The sequence below is a fragment of the Streptomyces sp. bgisy027 genome (genome assembly GCF_057710365.1).
This window is the reverse complement of sequence record NZ_JBYIVZ010000004.1, coordinates 211,954-235,581: the sequence shown is the minus strand read 5'-3', so window position 1 is coordinate 235,581 and position 23,628 is coordinate 211,954. Positions and strand designations below refer to the sequence as shown.

24 protein-coding genes are annotated in these 23,628 nt (G+C 70.7%); 14 read left to right on the top strand and 10 right to left on the bottom strand.

Going from position 1 to position 23,628, the window contains the following annotated elements; all coding sequences use genetic code 11:
* The first annotated feature begins 59 nt into the window (after nucleotides 1-59).
* Nucleotides 60-2,537 carry an alpha-L-arabinofuranosidase C-terminal domain-containing protein gene (locus tag AC3ETA_RS06275; RefSeq protein ID WP_432191794.1) on the top strand — a complete coding sequence of 826 codons (2,478 nt, stop codon included), beginning with the start codon at nucleotides 60-62 and terminating at the stop codon, nucleotides 2,535-2,537.
* Nucleotides 2,538-2,546: 9 nt separating this feature from the next.
* Here the strand turns inward: AC3ETA_RS06275 and AC3ETA_RS06270 are convergent, their stop codons facing one another.
* The gene (locus AC3ETA_RS06270) at nucleotides 2,547-2,711 is read right to left on the bottom strand and encodes a hypothetical protein (RefSeq protein WP_432191793.1); all 165 of its coding nucleotides are present in this window, start codon (nucleotides 2,709-2,711) and stop codon (nucleotides 2,547-2,549) included.
* A 178-nt stretch (nucleotides 2,712-2,889) separates the two neighbouring features.
* Between AC3ETA_RS06270 and argC the strand changes: the two genes are divergently transcribed.
* The 5 genes from argC (at nucleotide 2,890) to AC3ETA_RS06245 (ending at nucleotide 7,863) form a co-directional block, all read left to right on the top strand.
* Entirely contained in the window at nucleotides 2,890-3,918 is a 1,029-nt protein-coding gene (argC, locus tag AC3ETA_RS06265; protein ID WP_432191792.1) for an N-acetyl-gamma-glutamyl-phosphate reductase, read from the top strand.
* Nucleotides 3,919-4,042: 124 nt separating this feature from the next.
* Entirely contained in the window at nucleotides 4,043-5,194 is a 1,152-nt protein-coding gene (gene argJ, locus AC3ETA_RS06260) for a bifunctional glutamate N-acetyltransferase/amino-acid acetyltransferase ArgJ (protein WP_432191791.1), read from the top strand.
* Nucleotides 5,191-6,105: an acetylglutamate kinase gene (argB, locus tag AC3ETA_RS06255; RefSeq protein ID WP_432191790.1), complete on the top strand. Its 915-nt coding sequence runs from the start codon at nucleotides 5,191-5,193 to the stop codon at nucleotides 6,103-6,105. The genes argJ and argB overlap by 4 nt, the downstream gene beginning before the upstream one ends.
* Nucleotides 6,102-7,298: an acetylornithine transaminase gene (locus AC3ETA_RS06250; RefSeq protein WP_432191789.1), complete on the top strand. Its 1,197-nt coding sequence runs from the start codon at nucleotides 6,102-6,104 to the stop codon at nucleotides 7,296-7,298. The genes argB and AC3ETA_RS06250 overlap by 4 nt, the downstream gene beginning before the upstream one ends.
* Before the next feature lie 19 nt (nucleotides 7,299-7,317).
* Nucleotides 7,318-7,863 (top strand): arginine repressor, encoded by a 546-nt coding sequence (locus AC3ETA_RS06245; protein WP_030959635.1) that lies wholly within the window; start codon nucleotides 7,318-7,320, stop codon nucleotides 7,861-7,863.
* An 81-nt stretch (nucleotides 7,864-7,944) separates the two neighbouring features.
* Here AC3ETA_RS06245 and AC3ETA_RS06240 read toward each other — a convergent pair whose 3' ends face one another.
* The 6 genes from AC3ETA_RS06240 to AC3ETA_RS06215 all read right to left on the bottom strand — a co-directional run bounded on the left by AC3ETA_RS06240 (nucleotide 7,945) and on the right by AC3ETA_RS06215 (nucleotide 13,333).
* On the bottom strand, nucleotides 7,945-8,748 hold the full coding sequence (locus AC3ETA_RS06240) for an FAD:protein FMN transferase (RefSeq protein WP_432191788.1): 804 nt from the start codon (nucleotides 8,746-8,748) through the stop codon (nucleotides 7,945-7,947).
* Nucleotides 8,741-9,535 carry an FMN-binding protein gene (locus AC3ETA_RS06235; protein ID WP_432191787.1) on the bottom strand — a complete coding sequence of 265 codons (795 nt, stop codon included), beginning with the start codon at nucleotides 9,533-9,535 and terminating at the stop codon, nucleotides 8,741-8,743. The genes AC3ETA_RS06240 and AC3ETA_RS06235 overlap by 8 nt, the downstream gene beginning before the upstream one ends.
* A gap of 37 nt (nucleotides 9,536-9,572) precedes the next feature.
* Nucleotides 9,573-10,955 (bottom strand): ferredoxin reductase family protein, encoded by a 1,383-nt coding sequence (locus AC3ETA_RS06230; protein ID WP_432191786.1) that lies wholly within the window; start codon nucleotides 10,953-10,955, stop codon nucleotides 9,573-9,575.
* A gap of 101 nt (nucleotides 10,956-11,056) precedes the next feature.
* A complete protein-coding gene (locus AC3ETA_RS06225) occupies nucleotides 11,057-11,758 on the bottom strand; it encodes a L,D-transpeptidase family protein (RefSeq protein ID WP_432191785.1) in 702 nt (233 codons plus the stop codon).
* Between the two features lie 3 nt (nucleotides 11,759-11,761).
* Nucleotides 11,762-12,349 carry a pyridoxamine 5'-phosphate oxidase family protein gene (locus tag AC3ETA_RS06220; protein ID WP_432191784.1) on the bottom strand — a complete coding sequence of 196 codons (588 nt, stop codon included), beginning with the start codon at nucleotides 12,347-12,349 and terminating at the stop codon, nucleotides 11,762-11,764.
* A 114-nt stretch (nucleotides 12,350-12,463) separates the two neighbouring features.
* Nucleotides 12,464-13,333, bottom strand: coding sequence for a hypothetical protein (locus tag AC3ETA_RS06215; protein WP_432191783.1), 870 nt, complete (start codon nucleotides 13,331-13,333; stop codon nucleotides 12,464-12,466).
* Nucleotides 13,334-13,608: 275 nt separating this feature from the next.
* Here AC3ETA_RS06215 and argH point away from each other — a divergent pair, with 275 nt between their 5' ends.
* The 4 genes from argH to AC3ETA_RS06195 all read left to right on the top strand — a co-directional run bounded on the left by argH (nucleotide 13,609) and on the right by AC3ETA_RS06195 (nucleotide 18,420).
* Nucleotides 13,609-15,042, top strand: a complete 1,434-nt coding sequence (gene argH, locus AC3ETA_RS06210; protein WP_432191782.1) for an argininosuccinate lyase — start codon at nucleotides 13,609-13,611, stop codon at nucleotides 15,040-15,042.
* Nucleotides 15,043-15,274: 232 nt separating this feature from the next.
* Nucleotides 15,275-16,246 (top strand): aldo/keto reductase, encoded by a 972-nt coding sequence (locus AC3ETA_RS06205; RefSeq protein WP_432191781.1) that lies wholly within the window; start codon nucleotides 15,275-15,277, stop codon nucleotides 16,244-16,246.
* Between the two features lie 81 nt (nucleotides 16,247-16,327).
* Entirely contained in the window at nucleotides 16,328-16,894 is a 567-nt protein-coding gene (locus AC3ETA_RS06200) for a TetR/AcrR family transcriptional regulator (protein WP_432191780.1), read from the top strand.
* Entirely contained in the window at nucleotides 16,891-18,420 is a 1,530-nt protein-coding gene (locus AC3ETA_RS06195) for an MFS transporter (protein WP_432191779.1), read from the top strand. The genes AC3ETA_RS06200 and AC3ETA_RS06195 overlap by 4 nt, the downstream gene beginning before the upstream one ends.
* A gap of 173 nt (nucleotides 18,421-18,593) precedes the next feature.
* Here AC3ETA_RS06195 and AC3ETA_RS06190 read toward each other — a convergent pair whose 3' ends face one another.
* Complete coding sequence (locus AC3ETA_RS06190) at nucleotides 18,594-19,268, bottom strand: lysophospholipid acyltransferase family protein (protein ID WP_274237642.1); 675 nt, start codon at nucleotides 19,266-19,268, stop codon at nucleotides 18,594-18,596.
* A 365-nt stretch (nucleotides 19,269-19,633) separates the two neighbouring features.
* Here AC3ETA_RS06190 and AC3ETA_RS06185 point away from each other — a divergent pair, with 365 nt between their 5' ends.
* The 3 genes from AC3ETA_RS06185 to AC3ETA_RS06175 all read left to right on the top strand — a co-directional run bounded on the left by AC3ETA_RS06185 (nucleotide 19,634) and on the right by AC3ETA_RS06175 (nucleotide 21,929).
* Nucleotides 19,634-20,803, top strand: a complete 1,170-nt coding sequence (locus tag AC3ETA_RS06185) for a glycerophosphodiester phosphodiesterase (RefSeq protein WP_432191778.1) — start codon at nucleotides 19,634-19,636, stop codon at nucleotides 20,801-20,803.
* A 73-nt stretch (nucleotides 20,804-20,876) separates the two neighbouring features.
* Nucleotides 20,877-21,386: a sigma-70 family RNA polymerase sigma factor gene (locus AC3ETA_RS06180; RefSeq protein ID WP_432191777.1), complete on the top strand. Its 510-nt coding sequence runs from the start codon at nucleotides 20,877-20,879 to the stop codon at nucleotides 21,384-21,386.
* 45 nt (nucleotides 21,387-21,431) lie between these two features.
* On the top strand, nucleotides 21,432-21,929 hold the full coding sequence (locus tag AC3ETA_RS06175) for a GNAT family N-acetyltransferase (RefSeq protein WP_432191776.1): 498 nt from the start codon (nucleotides 21,432-21,434) through the stop codon (nucleotides 21,927-21,929).
* Nucleotides 21,930-22,004: 75 nt separating this feature from the next.
* Here the strand turns inward: AC3ETA_RS06175 and AC3ETA_RS06170 are convergent, their stop codons facing one another.
* Nucleotides 22,005-22,448 carry a hypothetical protein gene (locus AC3ETA_RS06170; protein WP_432191775.1) on the bottom strand — a complete coding sequence of 148 codons (444 nt, stop codon included), beginning with the start codon at nucleotides 22,446-22,448 and terminating at the stop codon, nucleotides 22,005-22,007.
* Nucleotides 22,429-22,788: a hypothetical protein gene (locus tag AC3ETA_RS06165; RefSeq protein ID WP_432191774.1), complete on the bottom strand. Its 360-nt coding sequence runs from the start codon at nucleotides 22,786-22,788 to the stop codon at nucleotides 22,429-22,431. The genes AC3ETA_RS06170 and AC3ETA_RS06165 overlap by 20 nt, the downstream gene beginning before the upstream one ends.
* Nucleotides 22,789-22,857: 69 nt before the next feature.
* Between AC3ETA_RS06165 and AC3ETA_RS06160 the strand changes: the two genes are divergently transcribed.
* On the top strand, nucleotides 22,858-23,505 hold the full coding sequence (locus AC3ETA_RS06160; protein WP_432191773.1) for an HAD family hydrolase: 648 nt from the start codon (nucleotides 22,858-22,860) through the stop codon (nucleotides 23,503-23,505).
* Nucleotides 23,506-23,628: the final 123 nt, after the last annotated feature.

Here is a 23,628-nt window from a genome sequence, read left to right as displayed (position 1 = left end):
TTGCCGTTCGAAGTGTTGATCAGTGTCTGATATTTCGAACATCGAGCCGCGGAGTATCCATGCCACGCATCCGCTGGAGATACGGCACAGCCGCCACCGCCCTCCTGGTCGCGGCCGGCCTCGTCCCCACCGCCACCGCGCACGCCGAGGACGTCACCGACTACTCGATCACCGTCGACCCGGCCGCCGAGGGCGCCGCGATCGACGACACGATGTACGGCGTCTTCTTCGAGGACATCAACCGGGCCGCGGACGGCGGTCTGTACGCCGAGCTCGTCCAGAACCGGTCCTTCGAGTACTCCACGGCCGACAACGGGTCGTACACGCCCCTCACCTCCTGGACGGTCGGCGGCACGGGCCAGGTCGTGAACGACGCCGGCCGACTGAACGAGCGCAACCGCAACTACCTCTCGCTGGGCGCCGGTTCGTCCGTCACGAACGCCGGCTACAACACCGGGATCCGGGTCGAGCAGGGCAAGCGGTACGACTTCTCGGTGTGGGCCCGCGCAGACAGCGGCAGCACGCTCACCGTCGCTCTGAAGGACGCCGCCGGCGCGCTGGCGACCGCCCGCCAGGTGGCCGTCGAGGGCGGCTGGGCCAAGTACCGGGCCACGTTCACCGCGACCCGCACCAGCAACCGCGGCCGCCTCGCCGTCGCCGCCACCGACGCGGCGGCCCTCGACATGGTGTCCCTGTTCCCGCGCGACACCTACCGGAACCAGCGGAACGGCCTGCGCAAGGACCTCGCCGAGAAGATCGCCGCCCTGCACCCGGGGTTCGTGCGCTTCCCGGGCGGCTGCCTGGTCAACACCGGCTCCATGGAGGACTACAGCGAGGCCTCCGGCTGGCAGCGCAAGCGCTCCTACCAGTGGAAGGACACCGTCGGCCCGGTCGAGGAGCGCGCCACCAACGCCAACTTCTGGGGATACAACCAGAGTTACGGCCTCGGCTACTACGAGTACTTCCGCTTCTCCGAGGACATCGGCGCCATGCCGCTGCCCGTCGTCCCGGCCCTGGTGACCGGCTGCGGCCAGAACAAGGCCGTCGACGACGAGGCGCTGCTCAAGAGGCACATCCAGGACACTCTCGACCTCATCGAGTTCGCGAACGGCCCGGCGACCTCGAAGTGGGGCGGGCTCCGTGCCGAGATGGGCCACCCGCGGCCCTTCCGCCTCACGCACCTCGAAGTCGGCAACGAGGAGAACCTCCCTGAGGAGTTCTTCGACCGCTTCAAGCGGTTCCGCGCCGCCATCGAGGCCGAGTATCCGGACATCACGGTCGTCTCCAACTCCGGCCCCGACGACGCCGGCACCACCTTCGACACCGCCTGGAAGCTCAACCGCGAGGCGAACGTCGAGATGGTCGACGAGCACTACTACAACAGCCCCAACTGGTTCCTCCAGAACAACGACCGGTACGACTCCTACGACCGCGGCGGACCGAAGGTGTTCCTCGGCGAGTACGCCTCGCAGGGCAACGCCTGGAAGAACGGTCTCTCCGAAGCCGCGTTCATGACCGGTCTGGAGCGCAACGCGGACGTCGTCAAGCTCGCCTCGTACGCCCCGCTGCTCGCCAACGAGGACTACGTCCAGTGGCGTCCGGACCTGGTCTGGTTCAACAACCGAGCCTCCTGGAACTCGGCGAACTACGAGGTCCAGAAGCTGTTCATGAACAACGTCGGCGACCGGGTCGTCCCCTCCAAGGCCACCACCACCCCGGACGTCAGCGGCCCGATCACCGGTGCCGTCGGCCTCTCGACCTGGGCGACCAGCGCCGCGTACGACGACGTGAAGGTCACCGCGGCGGACGGCTCGACGCTGCTGAGCGACGACTTCTCCGGTGACGCATGGAAGTGGACGCACACCGGCGCCGGCAGCTGGAGCGTCCAGGACGGCCAGTACGTCCAGACGGACACGGCGGCGGAGAACACCATGGTCCAGGCCGGCGACCCGTCCTGGCACGACTACGACCTGCATGTGAAGGCCACCAAGAAGTCCGGCAAGGAGGGCTTCCTCGTCGCCTTCGGCGTCAAGGACACCGGCAACTACTACTGGTGGAACCTGGGCGGCTGGAACAACACCCAGTCCGCCGTCGAGCAGGCCGTGGACGGCGGCAAGGGCACGCTGCTGACCAAGGCCGGCTCGATCGAGACGGGCCGCGTCTACGACATCGACGTCAAGGTGCGCGGCCGCCAGGTCACGCTGTACCTCGACGGCCAGGAGTGGGGCAGTTTCACCGACGACAAGCCGGCCGAGCCGTTCCGCCAGGTCGTCACGGAGGACGCCCGGACCGGCGACCTGATCGTCAAGGTCGTCAACGCCCAGCCGGCCGAGGCCCGCACCGCGATCGACCTGGGCGGCGCCAGAGTCGCCGCCACGGCCCGGGTCACCACCCTCGCCGCCGACCAGGACGCCGTGAACACCGAGACGGACGCGCCGGTCACCCCGGCGACGTCCACCGTCCCGGGGGTCGCGGACAGATTCACGTACACCTTCCCGGCGAACTCGGTGACGTTCCTGCGGCTCAAGCAGAGGTGACGGAGCGCGTCAGCCGCCGGCGGTCCGTCCCGGGACCGTCGGCAGCACCTTCTCGGCGAGCGGCAGCAGGACGGCGTCGTCCGGCACCATGCCGTCGGCGCGCCACAGGGTCACGTCGAAGGAGCCGCCGCCGTCCTTCGCGCCCTTTCCGGGCGCGCGGACGCATTCGGTCATGTCCCCCACCTGTAGTGATCCCCTGACGTGCGCCCGGGGACATCAGCTCATGGACATGTCCTGGACAGAGCTGGTTCTCTCGGCACCGCTCGCGGAGCCTCCGTGGCAGCGATCAGCGATCAGTGATTGCATAAAACTGCGGCGATACGTATAGTCATGCCGTCTAGAGGAGGATTCCATGGCGGTACGTGCGGCAGTGGCCGGAGCGAGCGGGTATGCGGGCGGGGAACTGCTGCGTCTGCTCCTGGCGCACCCCGAGGTCGAGATCGGGGCCCTGACCGGCAACTCGAACGCCGGGCAGCGACTCGGTGCGCTGCAGCCGCACCTGCTGCCCCTCGCCGGCCATGTGCTCCAGGAGACCACGCCCGAGGCGCTGGCCGGGCATGACGTCGTCTTCCTCGCCCTGCCGCACGGGCAGTCCGCGGCCGTCGCCGAGCAGCTCGGCCCGGACGTGCTGGTCGTCGACATGGGCGCCGACTTCCGGCTGAAGGACGCCGGCGACTGGGAGCGGTTCTACGGCTCCCCGCACGCCGGCACCTGGCCGTACGGCCTTCCCGAGCTGCCGGGTGCCCGCGCTGCGCTGGAGGGGTCCAAGCGCATCGCGGTGCCCGGTTGTTACCCGACCGCTGTCTCGCTCGCCCTGTTCCCGGCGTACGCCGCCTCGCTGGCCGAGCCCGAGGCCGTGATCGTCGCCGCCTCCGGCACGTCCGGCGCCGGCAAGGCGCCCAAGCCGCATCTGCTGGGCAGCGAGGTCATGGGGTCCATGACGCCGTACGGCGTCGGCGGCGGTCACCGGCACACGCCCGAGATGATCCAGAACCTCAGCGCGGCGGCGGGGGAGCGGGTCACGGTCTCCTTCACGCCGACCCTCGCGCCCATGCCCCGCGGCATCCTCGCCACATGCAGCGTGCGGGCCAGGGACGGCGTCACCGCCGAGTCCGTCCGCGCCGCGTACGAGAAGGCCTTCGCCGACGAGCCCTTCGTGCACCTCCTGCCCGAGGGGCAGTGGCCCGCCACGGCGTCCGTCCACGGTTCGAACGCCGTTCAGGTGCAGGTCGCGTTCGACGCCGCCGCGAACCGCATCATCGCGATCAGCGCCATCGACAACCTCACCAAGGGCACGGCCGGTGGTGCCGTCCAGAGCATGAACATCGCCCTCGGGTTCCACGAGAACACCGGGCTTTCCACGATCGGAGTCGCACCGTGAGCGACGCACGTGCGGCCACCGGGCCGCAGACAACCGGGGGTACCTCCCAGGCCCTTGAGGCACTGGGGGACAAAGCCGCACCTCTGCGCTGCACGGGCGGCGGAGAAGCGAACAAGGAGACGCAGTGAGTGTCACGGCAGCAAAGGGGTTCCGGGCGGCGGGCATCGCCGCCGGGATCAAGGAGACCGGCAATCCGGACCTGGCCCTCGTGGTCAACGACGGTCCGCGCCGCGCCGCCGCGGGCGTCTTCACCTCCAACCGCGTCAAGGCCGCCCCGGTCCTGTGGTCCGAGCAGGTCCTCAGGAGCGGCCAGATCTCGGCCGTCGTGCTGAACTCCGGCGGCGCCAACGCCTGTACCGGTCCGAAGGGTTTCCAGGACACCCACGCCACGGCCGAGAAGGTCGCCGAGGTGCTCGACCGCGGCGCGATCGAGGTCGCCGTCTGCTCGACGGGTCTGATCGGGGTCCTGCTCCCGATGGACAAGCTGCTGCCCGGTGTCGAGACCGCGGCCGCTTCCCTGAGCGAGCACGGTGGCGAGAAGGCGGCCATCGCCATCAAGACCACCGACACGGTCCACAAGACGTCCGTCGTGACCAAGGACAGCTGGACCGTCGGCGGCATGGCCAAGGGCGCGGGCATGCTCGCCCCCGGCCTCGCCACCATGCTGGTCGTGCTCACCACGGACGCGGTCGTCGGGAGCGACGATCTGGACAGGGCGCTGCGGGCCGCCACCCGCACGACCTTCGACCGCGTCGACTCCGACGGCTGCATGTCCACCAACGACACCGTGCTACTGCTCGCCTCGGGTTCCTCCGAAGTCACCCCGGAATACGCGGAGTTCGCCGAGGCGGTACGCCACGTCTGCGACGACCTCGGCCAGCAGCTGATCCGGGACGCCGAGGGCGCCAGCAAGGACATCAAGGTCGAGGTGATCAACGCCGCGACCGAGGACGACGCCGTGGAGGTGGGCCGCTCCATCGCCCGCAACAACCTCCTCAAGTGCGCCATCCACGGCGAGGACCCCAACTGGGGCCGGGTGCTCTCCGCGATCGGCACGACCAAGGCCGCCTTCGAGCCCGACCGGCTCAACGTCGCCATCAACGGCGTCTGGGTCTGCAAGAACGGCGGCGTCGGTGAGGACCGCGAGAAGGTCGACATGCGCTACCGCGAGGTGCACATCGTCGCCGACCTCGCCGCGGGCTCCGACACCGCCACGATCTGGACCAACGACCTGACCGCCGACTACGTCCACGAGAACAGCGCCTACTCGTCATGAGCAACGCACCCGCGCGGAAGCACACCGCGCTCCCGAAGGCCCAGATCCTCATCGAGGCGCTGCCCTGGCTGGTCCGGCACAACGGCAAGACCGTCGTCATCAAGTTCGGCGGCAACGCCATGGTCGACGAGGAGCTGAAGGCCGCGTTCGCGCAGGACGTGGTGTTCCTGCACCACGCCGGCCTCAAGCCCGTCGTCGTGCACGGCGGCGGCCCGCAGATCAGCGCCGCCCTCGACAAGCACGGCATCGTCAGCGAGTTCAAGGCCGGCCTGCGCGTCACCACCGAGGACGCCATGGACGTCGTACGGATGGTGCTGGCCGGACAGGTGCAGCGCGAGCTGGTCGGCCTGCTCAACCAGCACGGCCCGCTGGCCGTCGGCCTGACCGGCGAGGACGCCCACACCATCACCGCCACCCGGCACCAGCCCGAGATCGACGGCGAACTCGTCGACATCGGACGGGTCGGCGAGATCACCGACATCGACACGGGCGCGATCGAGGCCCTGCTGGCCGACGGCCGTATCCCGGTCGTCTCGTCGATCGCCCGGAGCCAGGACGACGGACATGTCTACAACGTCAATGCTGATACGGCGGCTGCGGCACTCGCTGCTGCTCTGGGCGCCGAAACCCTCATGGTCCTCACGGACGTCGAGGGCCTCTACGAGGACTGGCCCCACTCCGACGAGGTGATCAGCCGCCTCACCGCTTCCCAACTGGAGAAGCTGCTGCCGGAGCTGAGCTCCGGAATGGTGCCGAAGATGGAGGGCTGTCTGCATGCCGTCCGCGGCGGCGTGACCACCGCCCGCGTCATCGACGGCCGGGTCCAGCACTCGATCCTGCTGGAGATCTTCACCGACGAGGGAATCGGCACGATGGTCGTGCCGGACGCGCCAGAGGGGGACGCCGGATGACCGTCAATCAGGAGTACGCCCAGCGGTGGCAGGGCTCGCTGATGAACAACTACGGCACCCCCCGGCTCCCTCTCGTGCGCGGCGAGGGCCTGAAGGTCTGGGACGCCGACGGCAGGCAGTACCTCGACTTCGTCGGCGGCATCGCCACCAACGCGCTCGGCCACGCCCACCCGGCGATCGTCGATGCCGTGAGCAGGCAGATCGCGTCCCTCGGCCACATCTCCAACTTCTTCATGGCCGAGCCGACCGTCGCCCTCGCCGAACGGCTCCTCCAGCTGTTCGGCCGGGACGGCAAGGTCTTCTTCTGCAACTCCGGCGCCGAGGCCAACGAGGCCGCCTTCAAGCTCGGCCGGCTGACCGGGCGGACCCACATGGTCGCCACCGACGGCGGCTTCCACGGCCGCACCATGGGCGCCCTCGCGCTCACCGGCCAGCCCGCCAAGCAGGACCCGTTCCTGCCGCTGCCGGGCGACGTCACCCACGTGCCCTACGGCGACGCGCAGGCGCTGGCCGCGGCCGTCACCGAGGAGACGGCCCTGGTGATCATCGAGCCGATCCAGGGTGAGAACGGCGTCGTGGTCCCGCCGGCCGGGTACCTCAAGGCGGCGCGGGCGATCACCGCCGCGACCGGCGCGCTGCTGGTCCTGGACGAGGTGCAGACCGGCACCGGCCGTACCGGGCACTGGTTCGCGTACCAGGCCAGCGAGGGCGTCCTGCCGGACGTGGTCACCCTCGCCAAGCAGCTCGGCGGCGGGCTGCCGCTGGGCGCGACGGTCGCGTTCGGCCGGGCGGCGGAGCTGCTGCAGCCCGGTCACCACGGGACGACCTTCGGGGGGAACCCGGTCGCGTGCGCCGCGGGTCTGGCCGTGCTGGACACCATCGCGAACGAGGGGTTGCTGGAGAACGTCAAGCAGCAGAGCGAGAAGTTGCGCGACGGAATCGACGCTCTCGATCACCGGTTGATCGATTATGTCCGGGGTGCGGGCCTGCTCCTGGGTATCGTGCTCACCGAGCCGCTCGCCGCCAAGGTGCAGCAGGTGGCTCAGGACGCCGGATTCCTGGTGAACGCGCCCGCCCCCGATGTCGTACGGCTCATGCCGCCGCTGAACCTCGGGGACGACGAAGTGGAGGCGCTTCTTCAGGCCCTTCCCGGCATCCTGGACGGGGCCGACACGGCCGACGGGGACGCATGATCCGGAGAATGGGACGACGATGAGTCAGGCGCAGGACCACGAGCACAACGGGGTCGCAGGGCCTGCCGTGCCGCAGACCCGCACCGCCCGCCACCGCCGGATCGTCGACATCCTGAACCGGATGCCGGTGCGGTCGCAGAGCCAGCTGGCGAAGCTGCTCGCCGACGACGGGCTGAGCGTCACTCAGGCGACGCTCTCCCGGGACCTCGACGAGCTGAACGCCGTGAAGATCCGCAACAACGACGGCGACCTCATCTACGCGGTGCCGAGCGAGGGGGGTTTCCGGACCCCCCGTGCGCCGCTGGGGGAGTCGGCGAAGGAAGAGCGGATGCGGCGGCTGTCGCAGGAGCTGCTGATCTCCGCGGAGGCCTCGGCGAACCTCGTGGTCCTGCGGACCCCTCCGGGGGCCGCGCAGTTCCTGGCCTCGGCCATCGACCAGGCCGAGCTGCACGACATTCTGGGGACGATCGCCGGTGACGACACGTTGCTGCTGATCAGCCGGAACCCCACGGGGGGTCAGGCTCTCGCCGATCACTTGCTGCGGTTGGCCCAGAACGGCCACTGAGTGGGGTGATGGCGCCCAGTCGCCGACTGCGGGTGGCTCGTGGCCGGTCGCGCGGTTCCCCGCGCCCCCGGGCGGGCCCACTCACCCGAGTCGGGCCGCCAGGCCTCCCGTGCAGCGGACCTCGTCGCCCGCGGTGATCAGCAGCGCCTCCACGTCGGGCAGCGACTCCAGCCACGTCAGGCCCTCCCGCGAACCCATCGCGAAGGCCGCCGTCGCCCAGCAGTCCGCCCAGGTGAGCCGGGGGGCCACCACGGTCACGGCCACCAGGTCCGTGACCGCGGAGCGGCCCGTGCGGGGGTCGACGATGTGGGCGCCGCGTTCCGCCGTGCCGGAGGTGGCCACCGCCAGTTCGCTCAGGCCGGCGGCGGAGATCACGGCTGCCAGGCCGCCGGGGCGAAGAGGGTCGGACACGCCCACGCGCCAAGGGCGTTGCGGGCCCGGTGCGCCCAGGAGCTGGACGTCGCCGCCGCCGTTGACGCTGACGCCGCTCACGTCGGGAACGTCCGCCAGGCGGCGCGCCGCACGCTCGACCGACCAGCCCTTGACGATGCCGGTCGGGTCGAAGCGGCCCTCGTAGGTCGTGCTGAACCAGCCCTCGCTGAGCCGCTCCGCCTCGGCGCCCAGGTCCAGGACCTCGGTCACCTCCGGGTCGCACTCGTCGATGGTCAGCTCCCCGCGCGCCAGCCGGCAGATCTGACTGTCGTCGCGGTACGTGCTGAACACCTCGTCGACCCGGTGCAGCCCGGCGACCGCCTCCTCCAGCGCCGACTGCACGGCACCGAAATCCCCGCCGCGGACGTCGAAGGAGACGACCGTCCCCATGACCTCCTCCGCCCGACGTACCGCGGCGGGAGCCTGTGTCGGTTCCACCACCGTGTCAGCCACCGGCCTGGTCCAGCGCCGACTGGAGGGACTCCTTGTAGCCGGCGCTGGTGTAGGTGGCCCCGGACACCGCGTCGATGTCCGCACTGCCGGCGGTCACGGCCGCCTGGTTGAGCTTCGGCACGGCGTTCGCGGTGATCTGGTCGCTCTGCCCGCCCTTGGGCGCCTGCACCGTCTCGGCCCGGGTGATCTTCCCGCCGCTGACCGTGATCCGGACCTGGACCGGGCCGTACTGGGTCTGCGCGACCCCGCCGGTCACCGTCTTGGCCTGCGCGGCGCCCGACTCCTGCGAACCGGAGCCCTGAGAGCCGGAGCCCTGTGAGCCCGAGCCCTGTGAGGAGCCGCCGCTCGCCTTCGCCTTGTCGATCGCCGACTGGAGGGACTCCTTGTAGGCGGCGCTGGTGTACGTCGCCCCGGACACCGCGTCGATCTCGGCGCTCTGCGCGGTGACGACCGCCTGGTTGAGCTTCGGCACGGCGTTCGCGGTGATCTGGTCGCTCTGCCCGCCCTTGGGCGCCTGGACGGCCTCGGCCCGGGTGATCTTGCCGTTGCTCACGGTCAGCCGCACCTGCACGGCGCCGTACTGGGTCTGCGCCGCCTCACCGGTGACCGTGCCGGACCCGGCGGCCTGGGCGCCGCCCTGGGCCGAGGCCGCCGGAGGTGCGCCGACGCCCGCCGCCTGCGCGGAACCCGGGTCGGACGCCGGCTTCAGCGACAGCAGCAGCACGATCCCGGACACGGTGGCCGCTCCGGCCAGCACGACACGCCGGATGGGGTGACTCTTCCTCATGGCTTCTACAGCTCCTGAAGTCTCGAAGTCCCGTCGCTCACATCTCGAACGACTCGTGATGGATGCGGCGGGCAGGCACGCCCGCGTCGCGCAGTGCTTCGTAGACGGACTGTGCGAAGCCGGTCGGCCCGCACATGAACACGTCGTGCTTGTCGATGTCGGGGAGCTTCTGCTGCAACCGCTCCGCGGAGATGTCGGGCCGCTCGCCGTCGGGGCTGTTGACCGCGTACATCAGCCGGGCACCGCGCTCGTCGGCGATCTTCGCCAGCTCGTCCCACAGCGCCAGGTCCTGGGTGCTGTTGGCCCGGTAGAGCAGCGTGATGTCACCGGAGGCGCCCGGCAGCGTCTCGAACAGGGCCCGCATCGGCGTGATGCCGACGCCGCCCGCCACCAGCAGCACCTTGCCCCGGCTGCGGCGCTGGGCGGTCATGGCGCCGTACGGACCCTCGGCCCACACCTTGGTGCCGGGCTTCAGGTCGCGCAGCCGGGAGGTGTGGTCGCCGATCGCCTTCACGGTGATCCGGAGCATGTCGGGGCGGGGCGCCGCCGACAGGGAGTACGGGTGGGAGCTGAACCGCATGCCCGGCGCCTTGAACCGCCAGCGGAAGAACTGCCCGGCCTCCGCGCCCATCCGGTGCAGCTTGCGCCCGCCGATCAGCACCGACACGATGCCCGGCGTCTCCTCGATGACCGCCTCGACGTACATCCGGTGCCGCAGGTTCAGACGGATCGGGGTGATCACCCGGTACCAGAGCACGGCCGCGGTCACCGCTCCGTACAGCCCGTACCAGAAGGTCTTCGCGGTGGGCGCGACGGCGAACTCGTTGCCGGTGGTGATCTGGTGCCAGAACGTCAGGAACACCGCGGCGTACGTCAGCAGGTGCACGTGGTACCAGGTGTCGTACGGGATCCGGCGCCGGATGCCCCCGATCGAGATGAGCGCGATGAGGAACAGCAGGCCGGTGCCGATGGCCGCCTTGCCCATGTCCGGCAGGGTGTTGACCGAGTCGATCGTCTGCTGGACGATGCCGCCGAGCGTCTTGCCGGCCTGGAGCGCGTAGCCCCACATGATCAGGAAGACGTGCGCGACGACCAGGCAGACCGTGTACCGGCCGCTCATCGCGTGCCAGCGCGCGACCCGGTCCGAGCCCACCCGCCGCTCCAGCGCGGGCACCCGCGCCATCTGGAGCACCACGAGCGCCATCAGGTAGCCGGCGAGCAGACCGGTGATCCGGCCCGCGGCGATGATCTTGGCGGTGTTGTCCGCGAGGGACGGGGTGTTGTCCCACCACAGCCACAGCACGGCGGCGGCGCCCGCCCATAGGGCGACCACCAGCGGAACGGCCGGGGAGCGGCGCGGTCGGATGCGGCGCATCGTCTGGCGTCGGGCGGCACGGCCGCCCGCGATCGTGGTGGTCACGGTTCCTCCGGGGACGGGAGCAAGGGGGGTGGCGGGGTCCCTTGGCCCAGAGATACGTGCGGGAAGGCCCGTGTGTTCAGTGATGGCTGTCCGGTGCCGGGTCAGTACCGGGTGATCGCCGTGGCGCCGCTCGCCGTGCCGATCGCGATGTGCGGTCTGCGCTTCGGCTCGGCCCACTTGAGGATCCGCCGCATCGCGTCCCGCGACACCGACACGCAACCGGCCGTCGCCCCGCGCCCCTTCACATGGAGGAAGATCCCGGCGCCGCGCCCCTTCACCGGACGGTCGTAGTTGAAGCCGATGACGAGTGCGTGCGCGTACAGCGCCCCGTAGGAGATCAGGTGCTCGGACTCGGCGGCCCGGCAGTCACGGGCGCGCGGCTCGCTCCACCGGTTGTAGGCACGGGAGCCGTTGTCCTGGCACCACCAGGAGCCCTGGTGCACACGGCGGTACCTGTACGTCGTCCCGCGCGGCGCCTTGTCGATGCCGAAGGCGTACGGCAGCCCGTACAGCCCCGTCGGTGTCGTGTTCGTGCCCTGTCTGCGCTTCGTGCCCCGGACGAGCCCCTTCGCACCGAACCGGGCCGACGCCGAACCGGCCTTCACCCAGCGCCCGTCGACCCGGTTCCACCAGGTCACCGTCCCCGACGTCGAGCCGGCCCGCGGTGCGACGGCGGTGATCAGCTGGCTGCCGCCGCCGGTGTCCGCCATGCGCGCGGGCAGCGGCCGCGGCGGCCCCTCGCCCGGCGCGGCGCCGAGCACGAGGAGGGACGCGGAAGCGAGGGCGACGAGTCCGGGGCGCATGGCTCAGAAGCTAGACGGAGGCAGCGGCAACGGCACGCCGGGTAGGCCATCCAGGCTGGTCGCGATGTAGTCCTTCTTGGCGAAGTACGCGCTGAGGGACTCGTCGTCCTCCCGCGCGAACCGCTTGCCGTGCAGGTCGCGGTCCTCGTCGTACGTCATCAGGGGGACCGCGTACCCGCAGGAGTCGCGGATGTGCTCGGCCCGCACCAGGATGATCGCGCGCAGGCCGTGCAGCGACGGGTCGATGTCGGGGAAATGCCCGAGCAGTTCCTTGAACCGGGGGTCGTCGCGGAAGACCGCCTCGCCCCGGCCGTGCACCCGCACGATGTTGGGGGGTCCCTGGAAGGCGCACCACATGAGGGTGATGCGGCCGTTCTCCCGCAGATGCGCGATGGTCTCGGCGTTGGAGCCGGCGAAGTCGAGGTAGGCCAGCGTGAGTTCGTCGAGGATCACGAACGAGCCCTTGAGGCCCTTGGGGGAGAGATTGACCGTGCCGTCGGCGGACAGCGGGGCGGTCGCGGTGAAGAAGAGCGGCTGCTCCTCGATGAACGTGCGCAGCCGGCCGTCTATGCGTTCGTAAGTTTTTCCCACATTCACCGAGTATGGACGGGGGTCGTTCGTCTGTCTAAGGAATTCCGGGTCCGGTCGAGTCGTCCGTGGCCGCCCCGGCCGGCGTTCAGCGGGGCGGCCACGGCGCCTGTCACGTCACTTGGTGAGCGTGCAGGCGGCCAGGGAGTTCAGGCCCTGGGGCTTCGCCGCCGTACGGCCGATGGAGATGGCGATGCGGTCGATCGTCGCCACTCGCTTGTCCTTGAGGGGGCCGAGGATGGCGTTCTGGACGAAGTTCGGCCCGCCCTGTCCGACGGTGTCGACCAGTCGCTTGTCGGCTTCCTGGATCTGGGTGTCGAGCAGTGCGAGGTTGCGGTCGACCTCGGCCTGCGCGGTCGCGGGAACGGCGGGGAGCTTCGACCTGACGTCCGGACACGAGACGGTGCCGACGGCGTTGGTGTTGCCCGAGTTGCCTGCGTTCCCGCTGCTGCCGGTGTTCCCGGTGTTCCCGGTGTTCCCGGTGTTTCCGCCGGCCTGCTTGGTCGGCGTCGCCTTCGGGGTCGCCGCGGTTGCGTTCCCGCCCGTGCTGAGCGTGCACGGTGCCAGCGCCTCCAGGCCCTGCGGTCTGGCGGCCGTGCGGCCGATGGCCGTCGCCATGCGGTTGACCGTCGCCACTCGCTTGTCCTTGAGGGGGCCGAGGATGGCGTTCTGGACGAAGTTCGGCCCGCCCTGTCCGACGGTGTCGACCAGTCGCTTGTTGGCCTCCTGGATCTGGGTGTCGAGCAGTGCGAGGTTGCGGTCGACCTCGGCCTGCGCGGTCGCGGGAACGGCGGGGAGCTTCGACCTGACGTCCGGACACGAGACGGTGCCGGGTCCGGCGAGCGTGCGGGCGTTCGTACCACCGTCCCGGGACGTCTCCCCGGCGAGGGCGAACCCGGCGATCACCGTGCCGGACAGCGCCACCGCGGCGGCGCCGCCGATGAACGCGACGCGACGCTTGTTGTACTTCGGAAGAGCCCTGGACATGCGGATGCCTCACTCGGGTTCGGGGGTGTCGTCGGTTGCGAACGCGGCGCCTGCGTCCGGCGAGAAGTACGGGTAAGCGGTTTCTCGCGTTCAAAGGGCGCACCGGAATTTCCGCCGCACCCGACTCAGATTGACGAATCATGCAGCGCTCTGCATACTCATGCAGGTCAATGCATGGTGAGCGTGCTGAGTGCGCACTAGCCTGACGACCGCCTCCCCGTTTCACGCCACGGGGAGGCGGTGCCACACCCAGACCTCCCCTAGGAGCGCAGCGAGTGAGCAGCAACAGCGGTGACGTACGGCTCTGGGGCGGCCGTTTCGCCGACGGTCCCGCCGAGGCCCTGGCCAAGCTGTCCGCGTCCGTCCACTTCGACTGGCGGCTGGCGCCGTACGACATCGCCGGTTCCCGCGCCCACGCGCGCGTGCTGCACAAGGCGGGGCTCCTCACCCAGGACGAGCTGACCCGGATGATCGAGGGCCTCGACCGGCTCGAAGCGGACGTGGCCTCGGGCGAATTCGTCGGCACGATCGCCGACGAGGACGTCCACACCGCCCTGGAGCGGGGCCTGCTGGAGCGCCTCGGCCCGGACCTGGGCGGCAAGCTGCGCGCGGGCCGGTCCCGCAACGACCAGGTAGCGACCCTCTTCCGGATGTACCTCCGGGACCACGCCCGCATCGTCGGCGGCCTGATCGCCGACCTCCAGGACGCACTCGTCGGCCTCGCGGAGGCCCACCCGGACGTGGCCATGCCCGGCCGCACCCACCTCCAGCACGCCCAGCCGGTGCTCTTCGCCCACCACGTCCTCGCGCACGTGCAGTCGCTGTCCCGGGACGCCGAGCGGCTGCGCCAGTGGGACGAGCGCACAGCCGTCTCGCCGTACGGCTCGGGTGCCCTCGCGGGCTCCTCCCTCGGTCTCGACCCGGAGGCGGTCGCGAAGGACCTCGGCTTCGAGCACGGGTCGGCCGCCAACTCGATCGACGGCACGGCCTCCCGTGACTTCGTCGCCGAGTTCGCCTTCATCACCGCGATGATCGGCGTGAACCTCTCCCGGATCGCCGAGGAGGTCATCATCTGGAACACGAAGGAGTTCTCCTTCGTGACCCTGCACGACGCGTTCTCCACGGGCTCGTCGATCATGCCGCAGAAGAAGAACCCGGACATCGCGGAGCTGGCGCGCGGCAAGTCCGGCCGGCTGATCGGCAACCTGACGGGCCTCATGGCCACGCTCAAGGCACTGCCCCTCGCCTACAACCGCGACCTCCAGGAGGACAAGGAGCCGGTCTTCGACTCCTGCGACCAGCTGGAGGTCCTGCTCCCCGCCTTCACCGGCATGATGGCGACCCTCACCGTCAACCGTGAGCGCATGGAGGAACTGGCCCCGGCCGGCTTCTCCCTCGCCACCGACATCGCCGAGTGGCTGGTCAAGCAGGGCGTCCCCTTCCGTGTCGCCCACGAGGTCGCCGGCGAGTGCGTGAAGGTCGCTGAGGCCGAGGGCAAGGAACTGGACGGCCTGACGGACGAGCAGTTCGCGAAGATCTCCGCCCACCTGACGCCGGAGGTGCGCACGGTGCTCAACGTGCCGGGTGCCCTGGCCGCCAGGAACGGCCGCGGCGGCACGGCACCGAGCGCGGTGGCGGTCCAGCTGGCCGAGGTGAAGCAGGACGTGGCGGCCCAGCACGCGTGGGCGGCGGCCAAGCGGCAGGGCTGAGGGCGACGCTCTCCAAGGGGCGCGGGGCCGTGCCGATGTGCGGCCCCGCCGCGTGGGCGTGACGAGCCACGGCGAGCCCGCATTCACCGAACCGCCACGCAGGTGGGCGTGACAAGCCACGGCGAGCCCGCACTCGCCGAACCGCCACGCGGACCGCGCTCCGATTGCGAAGGCCGTCGCGGGGTACGTTGATCGGAATCCGGTACCGGAGCCGACCGAACGGGAGCCCGCGATGCCCTTCGCCCGACTGGCGACAGCAACCACCCCGACCTGCCACATCGGGCTCGGCCTCGCCGCGGTCGGCCGTCCCGGCTACATCAACCTCGGCCGGGACCAGGATCTCGGAGACAACCGCAGCGTCGAATCGCTGCGCACCCGCACCCATGAACTCCTCGACGCCGCCTACGCCCAGGGCGTCCGCTACTTCGACGTCGCCCGCTCCTACGGCCGCTCGGAGGAGTTCCTCGCCGACTGGCTGAGCGCCCGCCCCGCGTTCGACGACATCGTCGTGGGCAGCAAGTGGGGCTACACCTACACCGCGGACTGGACGACCGACGCCGACCGGCACGAGGTCAAGGACCACAGCCTCCGGACCTACGAACGTCAGCGCGCCGAGTCCGAAGAACTCCTCGGCGACCGCCTCGACCTCTACCAGATCCACTCGGTGACCCCGGACAGCCCCGCCCTCACCGACAAGGACCTCCACGCCAGGCTGGCCGAAGCGGCGGCCGGCGGCCTCACTGTCGGCTTCTCCACCAGCGGCCCCGCCCAGGCCGACGCCATCCGCGCCGCCCTCGCGGTGACGGTCGACGGCGAGCCCCTCTTCCGTACCGTCCAGTCGACGTACAACGCCCTGGAGACCTCGGCCGGCCCCGCGCTCGCCGAGGCGCACGACGCCGGGCTCACTGTGATCGTCAAGGAGGGCATGGCCAACGGACGGCTCGCCGATCCCTACGCGCCGGACGCGCTGCAGGCCGTGGCGCGCGAGGTCTCCCTGGGCTGCGACGCCGTCGCGCTCGCCCTGGTCCTGCGCGAGCCCTGGGCCGGCGTGGTCCTCTCCGGTGCCGCGACGACCGTGCAGCTCGTGTCCAACCTGCACGCCGCCGCCGTGGACCTCGACGAGGCCCAGCTGGAGCGGCTCGCCGCGCTGGTCGAGGAGCCGGGCGCCTACTGGGAGCGGCGCGGGCAGTTGCCCTGGCACTGACGCAGATCCGTTGATCAGCAGTTATGAGTCACGCACGCCCAGAGTGAGACATCAATGTCTCACATGCGCTACTCTTGTCTCATGGCCGTCGATCGTGATCACGTGCTGCGCACCGCCGCAGCTCTGCTGACCCGCAAAGCCACCGCGACCATGGACGAGGTCGCCAAGGCCGCCGGGATCAGCCGCGCCACCCTGCACCGGCACTTCGCCGGACGGGACGCGCTGGTGCGGGCCCTGGAGTCGCTCGGCATCGCCGAGTGCGAGGCCGCGCTGGACGCGGCCCGCCCGGACGAGGGACCGGCGCGGGACGCCGTGCACCGGCTGGTCCGCGAGATCGAACCCTCGGCCGGACTGCTCGCCTTCCTCTACACGGAGAACCAGCTCTTCGAGGGCGAGGAGCAGAACGCGGGCTGGGCGCGCATCGACGAACGCATCGCCGAGCTCTTCCGGCGCGGCCAGCAGAGCGGCGAGTTCCGCATCGACCTGAGCGCGGTCTGGCTCACCGAGGCGCTCTACGGCCTGCTCGGCTCCGGAGCCTGGGCGGTCGCCGAGGGCCGCGTCGCCCGCAACGACTTCACGCACATGATCGTCGAGCTGCTGCTCGGCGGCGCACTGCGTCACCCCGCACAACCGAGAGAGGAATCATGACCAGCACCGTGCAGACGGCGAACCCGACCGAGGCGGTGACGAAGCGCCCCGGCCGCTGGCTGGCGCTGTCCGTCCTCGTGCTCGCCGTGCTGCTGGTGGCCGTCGACGCGACCGTCCTCGGCCTTGCGACTCCCTACATCAGCGAGGACCTCAAGCCCTCCGGCACCCAGCTCCTGTGGATAGGCGACGTCTACTCCTTCGTGATCGCCGGCCTGCTCGTCTCCATGGGCAGCCTCGGCGACCGCATCGGCCGTAAGCGGATCCTGCTCGTCGGCGCCACGGCGTTCGGCGCGATATCCGTGCTCAACGCCTATGCGACGACCCCGGAGATGCTGATCGTCGCCCGGGCCCTGCTCGGTGTCGCGGGCGCGACCCTGATGCCGGCGACCCTCGCCCTGATCCGCAACCTCTTCCACGACCCGCGCGAGCGCAGCCTCGCCATCGGCATCTGGGGCGCGACCGCCTCCGCCGGTACGGCCGTCGGCCCGATCGTCGGCGGCTTCCTGCTCGAACACTTCTGGTGGGGCTCGGTCTTCCTGATCAACCTGCCGGTGATGGTGGTCCTGGTCCTCGTCGGCATCAAGCTGCTGCCCGAGTCCCGCAACCCGAGCCCCGGACCCTGGGACCCGATCAGCGTCGCCCTGTCGCTCGTCGGCATGATCGCCGTCGTGTACGCCGTCAAGGAGGCGGCCACCCACGGCTTCACCCCGGTCACGCTGGCCGCGGGCCTGCTGGGCGCGGCCGCGCTGTACGGCTTCGTACGCCGCCAGCTCACCCTGCCGGCCCCGCTGCTGGACATGCGGCTGTTCTGCAGGCGCGGCTTCAGCGGCGCGGTCCTGGCCGACCTGCTGACCATCCTCGGCCTGTCCGGCCTGGTCTTCTTCCTCTCCCAGTTCCTGCAACTCGTGCAGGGCAGGGGGCCGTTGGAGGCGGGCCTCGCCGAACTGCCGGCCGCGATCGGGGCCGTCGTGGCCGGTCTGATCGCCGGCCGTGTGGCCCGCCGCTTCTCGGTACGGGCCGTGGTCTCCGGCGGTCTCGCGGCGATCGGCCTCGCCCTGGCCGTGCTCACCGTGATCGACCGCTCGACGGGCTATCCGCTGCTCGGCACCGCCCTCCTGGTCGTCGGCATCGGCGCGGGCTTCTCCTTCACGGTGACGTCCGACGTGATCCTCTCCTCCGTACCGAAGGAGCAGGCGGGCGCGGCATCCGCGGTGTCGGAGACGGCGTACGAGCTGGGCGCGGCGCTCGGCATCGCGGTGCTCGGCTCGATCGTGACCGGCGTCTACCGGGACTTCACCGGCCCGGCGGGCACCCCGGCCGGTGCCCACGAGTCCCTCGGCGGCGCGGTGGAGGCGGCGGCGGGCATGCCGGCCCAGACGTCCGAGGCGATGCTGGACGCGGCCCGGAGCTCATTCGTGGACGGCCTGGCCATCGCGGCGGGCGCGGGCGCGGCAGTCCTGCTGGCGGCAGCGGTGGCGGCCTGGTTCCTCCTGCGGGGCCAGCGCCTGGAGAACACCGCGTCGTAGCAAAACGCACGAACGGCGGGCCGCCAGAAGAGTGGCCCGCCGTAGCAGCGCCCCACAGGGGCGCGGGGCTGTAACGATGTGCGGCTGCGCCGCATGGGCGCGACAAGCCACGACAGCCCTGCAGGCGACCGACGGCCGGAAGCCCCACGAACCCCGCGGCCGAACCGGCGGAGCTACGCCGCCTCTTTGGCCTTGCTCGCGTACATGTCCACGTACTCCTGCCCCGACAGCCGCATGACCTCCGCCATCACGGAGTCGGTCACCGCCCGCAGCACGTACCGGTCCCGGTCCATGCCCTCGTACCGGGAGAACTCCATGGCCTCGCCGAACCGCACCGTGACCTTGCGCGGCCGCGGCATGCCCGCACCGCCCGGCTGGATCTTGTCCGTGCCGATCATGGCGAAGGGCACCACCGGCGCGCCGGTCATCAGCGTCAGCCGGGCGATACCGGTACGGCCCCGGTAGAGCCGCCCGTCGGGTGAGCGCGTGCCCTCGGGATAGATGCCGAAGACCTTGCCCTCCTCCAGGATCCGGCGCCCCGTCATCAGCGCCGCCACACCGCCCCGGCCGCCGTCCCGGTCCACCGGGATCATGCCGACGCCGGTGAAGAACCAGGCCATCAGGCGGCCCTTGAGGCCCTTGCCGGTGACGTACTCGTCCTTGCCGATGAACAGCACCTGACGGTCGCAGACCAGCGGAAGGATCATCGAGTCGATGAAGGTGAGGTGGTTTCCGGCCAGGATGACCGGGCCGTCGCCCGGAATGTGCTCAGCGCCCTCCACCTGGGGGCGGAACATCAGGCGCATGATCGGTCCGAGCACTGCCTTGATGAGCGCGAAGCGGGACAACGGGCCCTCCGGTGTCAAGGGATTCGTATATGTCTGTGCAGGTGAGGACGATACTCGCGGTCCAGGGGGTACCGCACATCGGGTGGGCCGACTTCACCGAGGTCTTACTCGCCGTTGACGCGCTTTTACCTGCGGTGACCTGCCGCCGACCCTCCGTAATACGGGCGCAACGTGTGACGGACATCGCTCACGGGCACTCCCTGCGGGTGCCCCGCGGGTCCGCGCCGAATCCGACGCGCCGTCACCTCGCCTTTCCCATACGACATCCGGAGTCCCCCGCGACTTACGCCCCGGGTCTCCCCCCTGTCATGGACGCGCACCTACGATCGGCCCGCATCGACGAGGAGAAGGCAGGAAGGGCGCTCATGGGAACCCAGGAGAACGAGCAGACGGCGGTAACCGGACGGCGGATGCTTCTCGGCGCGGCCGTGCTCGGCGCGGGCAGTGCGGTCCTCGGGCTGTCCGGTACGGCGAAGGCCGCGGAGGCCCGGCACGGAGGCGGTGGCGGCGGAGTGAAGAGCCTGCCGAAGCCGACGATCATCGGCCACCGGGGCGCCAGCGGCTACCGGCCCGAGCACACCCTCGGCTCCTATCAGCTGGCCCTCGACATGGGCGCGGACATCGTCGAGGCGGGCGACCTGGTGCCCACCAAGGACGGCCATCTCGTCTGCCGGCACGAGCCGGAGATCGGCGGCACGACCGACGTCGCGGACCACCCCGAGTTCGCCGACCGCAAGAAGACGAAGTCCCTCGACGGCGTCGCCGTCACCGGCTGGTTCACCGAGGACTTCACGCTCGCCGAGCTGAAGACCCTGCGCGCGACCGAGCGCATCCCGGCCAACCGCCCGCACAACACCCTCTACAACGGCCGCTGGGCGATCCCCACCTTCGAGGAGGTCCTGCGCTGGCAGGACGAGCAGACCCGCAAGCGCGGCAAGCAGGTCTGGATCTACCCCGAGCTCAAGCACCCCACCTACTTCCGCAAGCAGGGCCTCGCCCTGGAGGAGCGGGTCGCCAAGGTGCTGCACAAGTACGGCCGCGACAGGCGGAACTCGCCGGTCATCCTGCAGTCCTTCGAGCCGACCAGCATCCAGCGCCTGAACAAGCTGGTCGACAACCCGCTGGTGGTCCTGCTCTCCGGCGCGGCCTCCCGCCCCTGGGACTTCGTCGAGACGGGCGACCCGCGCACCGTCGCCGACCTCGTCAAGCCGGCCGGCCTCAGGGAGATCGCCTCCTACGCCCAGGGCATCGGCCCCACCCTGGACCTGGTCATCCCGAAGGACGCGGCCGGCAACCTCACCACGCCCACCACGCTGGTGACGGACGCGCACAAGGTCGGGCTTATCCTGCACCCCTACACGATGCGCAACGAGAACCCCTTCCTCCCCGCGAACTTCCGCAAGGGCACCGACGCGGACGCCTACGGCGACGTCTTCGGCGCCTACCGGACCTACTTCGCGACCGGCATCGACGGCGTGTTCACCGACAACCCCGACACCGGCCTGCTGGCCCGCGAGGACTTCGTCAACGGCTGAGCCTCCTGCCCCGATCGGGGTGACCGCCGGCCGCCCGGGCAACCTCCGCCCGGGCGGCCGCGTCGTGCCGGACATGAGGGACGACCTGGTTACCGCCCTGCGCCCGCTGCTCCTCGCGGAGGCCCGTGCCGAGGCACCCGCCTCCGGAGCGGAGCCGGGCGACCTGGAACAGGCGGTCTGGCTCCGCCTCCTGGAACGCCTCGACTCCGACGGCCCGCCCGCCGACCCGCACCGCTGGCTGCGCAGCGCCGTGCGCATCGAGGCCCGCCGCAGCCGCCGTACGACGAGGCGCGAGCGGCCGTACGAGAACGAGCCCGCCGCCGACAGCGAACGCCATGACCCCGAGCACCTCGCCCTGGCCGCCGCCCGCCGCCGGGCCCTGCGCGACGCGGTCCGCCGGCTGCCCGGCCGGTGCCCGCGTCTCGTCGAGGCCCTGCTCTCCCCGAACGACCTGACATACCGGGAAATCGCGGGGGAGTTGGGTATCTCACAGGGCAGTCTCGGCCCGGAACGTTCCAGATGCCTGGGATGTCTGCGCCGATTGCTCACGCCGGAGGTTGCGGCCCGCAGTGCGCGGGGATAGGAGTGGGGGACAACAGGCGATCAGGTGAGCGGGAGGCGTGCGCACATGGGCATGAGCGTGACCATCTCTGCGGCGACCGAGCAGGACGCGGAGCAGATCTTCAGGCTGCAGTACCTGTGCTTCCAGAGCGAAGCGGCGCTGTACGGCAACTACCGCATCGACCCGCTCGTCCAAACCCTGGACTCGGTCCGGGCCGAGGTGGCCGGGGACTGCGTCTTCGTGGCACGGCTCGGCGAAGAGGTGGTCGGCTCGGTGCGCGGCAGCGTCACCGCGGACGGCGCCGCAGCGATCGGCAAGCTCTGCGTCCACCCCCGCCTCCAGGGCCACGGCATCGGTGCCAGGCTGCTGCGCGCGGCGGAGGCGGCCCTGACCGAGCAGCGCGGCGCCAAGAGGTTCCGCCTCGAGGCGGGCCACCGCAGCGAGGGCAACCTCCGCCTGTACCGCAAGGTCGGCTACGAGACGGTGGGCACCTCGAAGGGAGCCGACGGGGTCCCGATGATCGTCCTGGAGAAGGCGGCGGGGGCGTACGCGACCACGGCGTGACGGCAACGCCCTGCTTCTCAGGGGCGCGGGGATCTGCGCGAGCAACCACGAACGAGCCGCGGCCGCCTGACAGCCTCAGGCGGCTTCCCCTTGAGACGCACGCTTCCGCAGCCAGTACAGCGCGGACACCGGCAGGAGCACCGGAATGAACAAGTACCCCATGCCGAAGTCCGACCACACGGTCGCGTCGGGGAACGCCGACGGCTCGACCAGGGTCCACGTGCCCACGGCCAGCACGCCCGCCAATTCGGCCGCGCAGCAGACCCGCGCCGCCCTGCGGGCTTTCTCTCCACCCCTGACGAGCGTGTATGTGATGAACCCGTACACGACCCCCGCCACCGCCGACAGCGCATAGGCGAGCGGCGCCCGGTCGAACTCCGTCGCGATCTGGTACGCCGACCGCGACACGGCCCCGACGACCATCACGCCGTACAGCCACACCAGCAGCACCCCGGGCCCGCTGATCAGCCGCGTCGGCCTGTCCTCGGTCACGGCCACCTCAGCCTCCCCAGATGTCATAGAGCCGTACCTCGAGCACGGCCAGCACCACACCGCCGGCGGCGACCGTCACCGAACCCCACTTGGACCGCTCGGCCAGCGACATGAAGCCCGCGGCCGGCACGCACGCGAACGAGCCCAGCAGATACGCCACGAAGATCGTCGTGCCCTGCTCCGGCTTCTCGCCCCGTGCCAGATGCACGATCCCGACCACCAACTGCACCAGGGCCAGCAGCGTCACCACGGCCATCCCGATGAAGTGCCAGTCCTTGGTGGGCTGGTCGCGGTAGGCCGCCCAGCCGCACCAGGCGGCGAGCAACAGCGCGGCGACCCCGGTCACCAGCGTCAGGGCATCAAACATGCGGCGAGCCTATTACGGCCCAAAAGACCTGATGCGGCCGCCCCCGGACGGCACCGTAGGGTCGGGGGCATGAAGATCCGTGCACATGCCCTCCTTTTCGACAACGACGGCACACTCGTCTCCTCCCTCGCCTCCGTGGACCGCTGCTGGGCGCGGTGGGCCGGGGAGTACGGGATCACGGAGGAGTTCGGCAAGGTCGAGCTGCACGGACGTCCGGCCGTCGAGATAGTCGCCGAACTGCTGCCCGCCGACGTCGTACCGCAGGCCCTCGCCCGCATCGAGGCGATGGAGGTCGAGGACGTGCCGAACGACGGCGTACAACTGCTGCCCGGCACCAGGGCATTCCTCGACTCGCTGCCTGCCGACCGCTGGGCCGTCGTCACCTCCGCCACCCGCCGTCTCGCCGAGGCCCGGCTCGACGCCGTCGGCATCCTCCCCAAGACGATGATCACCGCCGACGACATCACCCGCGGCAAGCCCGACCCCGAGCCCTACCTCCTCGCCGCCCGCGAACTGGGCGTCGACCCGGCCGACTGCGTCGTCTTCGAGGACGCCCCCGCCGGTCTCGCGGCCGGTCGCGCCGCCGGGATGACCACCGTGGCGTTGACCACAACCCACCAGGCCCACGAGCTCGACGCCGATCTCGTGGTCATGGACCTCTCCGCCCTGTCGGCGCTGGTCAGCGACGGGGGAGTGGAGATCTCCGTCCGCGACTGAGCACTGTCCACCGCTGTCCGCAATGCGGACAGCGGTTCTTGGCCCACGCAATACGTCTGATTTACTGATCGCATGACCACGACGAGCTGCCGCACCTCTGCGACCGAGGCGACCATGACGCCC